The organism is Sulfolobus sp. B1, from assembly GCF_007050195.1.
Taxonomy (GTDB): Archaea; Thermoproteota; Thermoprotei_A; order Sulfolobales; family Sulfolobaceae; genus Saccharolobus.
On sequence record NZ_QIMI01000197.1, the window covers coordinates 1 to 2,103 of the forward strand.

General features: G+C 34.0%; 4 protein-coding genes. 2 read left to right on the forward strand and 2 right to left on the reverse strand.

Features of this window, described 5'->3' with window-relative positions; all coding sequences use genetic code 11:
- The first annotated feature begins 97 nt into the window (after positions 1 to 97).
- Both DMP16_RS09340 and DMP16_RS09345 read left to right on the forward strand, forming a co-directional pair.
- Positions 98 to 784, forward strand: a complete 687-nt coding sequence (locus DMP16_RS09340) for a TatD family hydrolase (RefSeq protein WP_069281622.1) — start codon at positions 98 to 100, stop codon at positions 782 to 784.
- A gap of 13 nt (positions 785 to 797) precedes the next feature.
- A complete protein-coding gene (locus DMP16_RS09345; RefSeq protein ID WP_069281624.1) occupies positions 798 to 1,049 on the forward strand; it encodes a hypothetical protein in 252 nt (83 codons plus the stop codon).
- A gap of 135 nt (positions 1,050 to 1,184) precedes the next feature.
- Here DMP16_RS09345 and DMP16_RS11455 read toward each other — a convergent pair whose 3' ends face one another.
- Positions 1,185 to 1,376: a hypothetical protein gene (locus tag DMP16_RS11455; RefSeq protein WP_069281626.1), complete on the reverse strand. Its 192-nt coding sequence runs from the start codon at positions 1,374 to 1,376 to the stop codon at positions 1,185 to 1,187.
- A gap of 379 nt (positions 1,377 to 1,755) precedes the next feature.
- A partial coding sequence (locus tag DMP16_RS09355) for a DUF973 family protein (RefSeq protein WP_143577147.1) occupies positions 1,756 to 2,103 on the reverse strand: 348 nt, incomplete at its 5' end.

Sequence of the window (2,103 nt, forward strand, 5' to 3'; positions counted from 1 at the left end):
AGTAGAATTCAAATTTCTAGGGGAAGGAGAAGTAAACGCTAACGTTTCGATACAAGTCGAATAAGCGTTTTTATTTCTTAAATCAAAACCCTTTTTTATGATCAAATATTTTGACGCTCATTGTCACTACTCTTATTTGAAGAAAAATTATGAAGAGTACTTTATATCTGCAGTATCAATGGATTACGAATCTGCAATTGACACGTTATCCCTAAAGAGAATAAACATCTTAACGGGAGTAGGAATCCATCCATGGAAGGTTCATGAGGAAAAACTTGAAAAAATAATCCCTTTAATAGATAAGGCGGACTTCGTAGGCGAGGTAGGATTAGACTATCGCTTCGCTAAGGCTCCTAAAGAAGTTCAAATAAAATACTTCATAGAACAAATAGAAAGAGGAAAGGAAAAACTAATAAACGTACACGCATTAGACGCTTGGAAAGATGTTCTTGAAATCTTGATTAGACACGATATTAAAAAGGCAATAATTCATTGGTATACTGGACCAGTAGACTTGTTAAAGGATATAGAGGGAATGGGATACTTCATTACGATAAATCCATCAGTTACATTTCAGAAAAAACATCGAATTATTTTAGAGAAAGCGGACCCAAAAATCCTATTGACTGAAAGCGATGGAGGATATGAGTATAGGGGTAAGTTACTTGAACCAACCGATATACCAAATGCAATATCTTTCATAGGAAAAACCCTTAACCTAGACGAAAACCAAGTAATGAAAATAGTTGAGGAAAACTTCAAAAAAGCATTTTCAATTAAATAACTTAGGTCATTTTATGGAAGATTTAAGAAAAAATGCGTTAGAACTAATTGAGCGATCAAAGGCATTGCTAAAGGAAGGAAAGAGAGAAGAAGCAATTAATTTAGCTAAGGAAGCTTTTAACGTGTTTATCATTTATTTAACGTATAAAGTAAATAAATCAACAGAAATTCCTACCATCCCCCCAAAAGTTGAGATAGTAAATGAAAACGATATAGAATTAATTGAAAGAATATTGAAATCAGCTATCAAAAATAACTCTAAATAGCTCGTAAAATTCATCCCATCATATATTTTACATATTCTCGAGGTTAAAGATGAGACGCAAAACTAAGTTTTTGTCTCCTACTCCTAGGAAGTCGTAAAGTAGTCCTATCTCAGATAATATGAAAGTTTTTTGTAGTCATAAGCATGAGCTATTGCATTTTTCAGTTGATAAAAGCCCACGTAGTCTCTGTGCTTCATCGATTACAATAATTAGTCTTTTCTCGTTTAAGTGGTCAAACAAATCTGCTAACGATAGCGAGTCCCTTCCTTTCCATTTAAACTCTATTGAGTTTCCTAGTATTCTAACTCCCCTTACTATTGATATCACGCCTTTTATCTTGTCTAGGACTGATAAGAAGCTGTTTGAGAATAGGCTGTATAAGTCCTTTCTGCCGTTTTAACTTTCTACAGTCTATTAAGACTTCCCTTAACTCTTTTAGTGCGGTAGAGTGTTGATGTTTTGCCTATTCTTCTTATGCCTAATAGTGTTAGGAGGGGTCTGTTTACATTTTATATCCTTTTTTCCCTGTCAAATAGACCATGTCTGTTCGTTTTTGGACTTTCATCTAGTAACAACTTCTCCCCCAGAATATATATTCTCCCCCAGAAGTCATAAACCTTCAAGTGAGTTATTTAATCTCTTTAATCATATTTGGAAAAGATTATATCATTTTATATAACAACTTCTCTCCGAAAAAAGTTTTTCACTACGCACTACTAAATTTGCCCAACAGCTGATTTAAGCCCATGTTAACTAGTATAGTCCCTATTAAACCTAATATAATTCCGTAGTAGGGAATAACCGTGAATATTGACAAAACAGCTCCTAAAGCCATAAGCGTATTATTGTACAGAGTACCTACTTTCGCTAATCCAGAGCCAATAAAAGCTATGCCTATAACCATAAGCAAAATTACCGCTAGATATAAAAAACCCAACATTGTTACACTCTCCGAAATCGGCAACATCCTTAGAACTAACAATACAAAACTAGCTATAATCATGTATCCACCAAAAATTCCAATAGTAAAACCCTTCCCCAACTGCTTGAACGA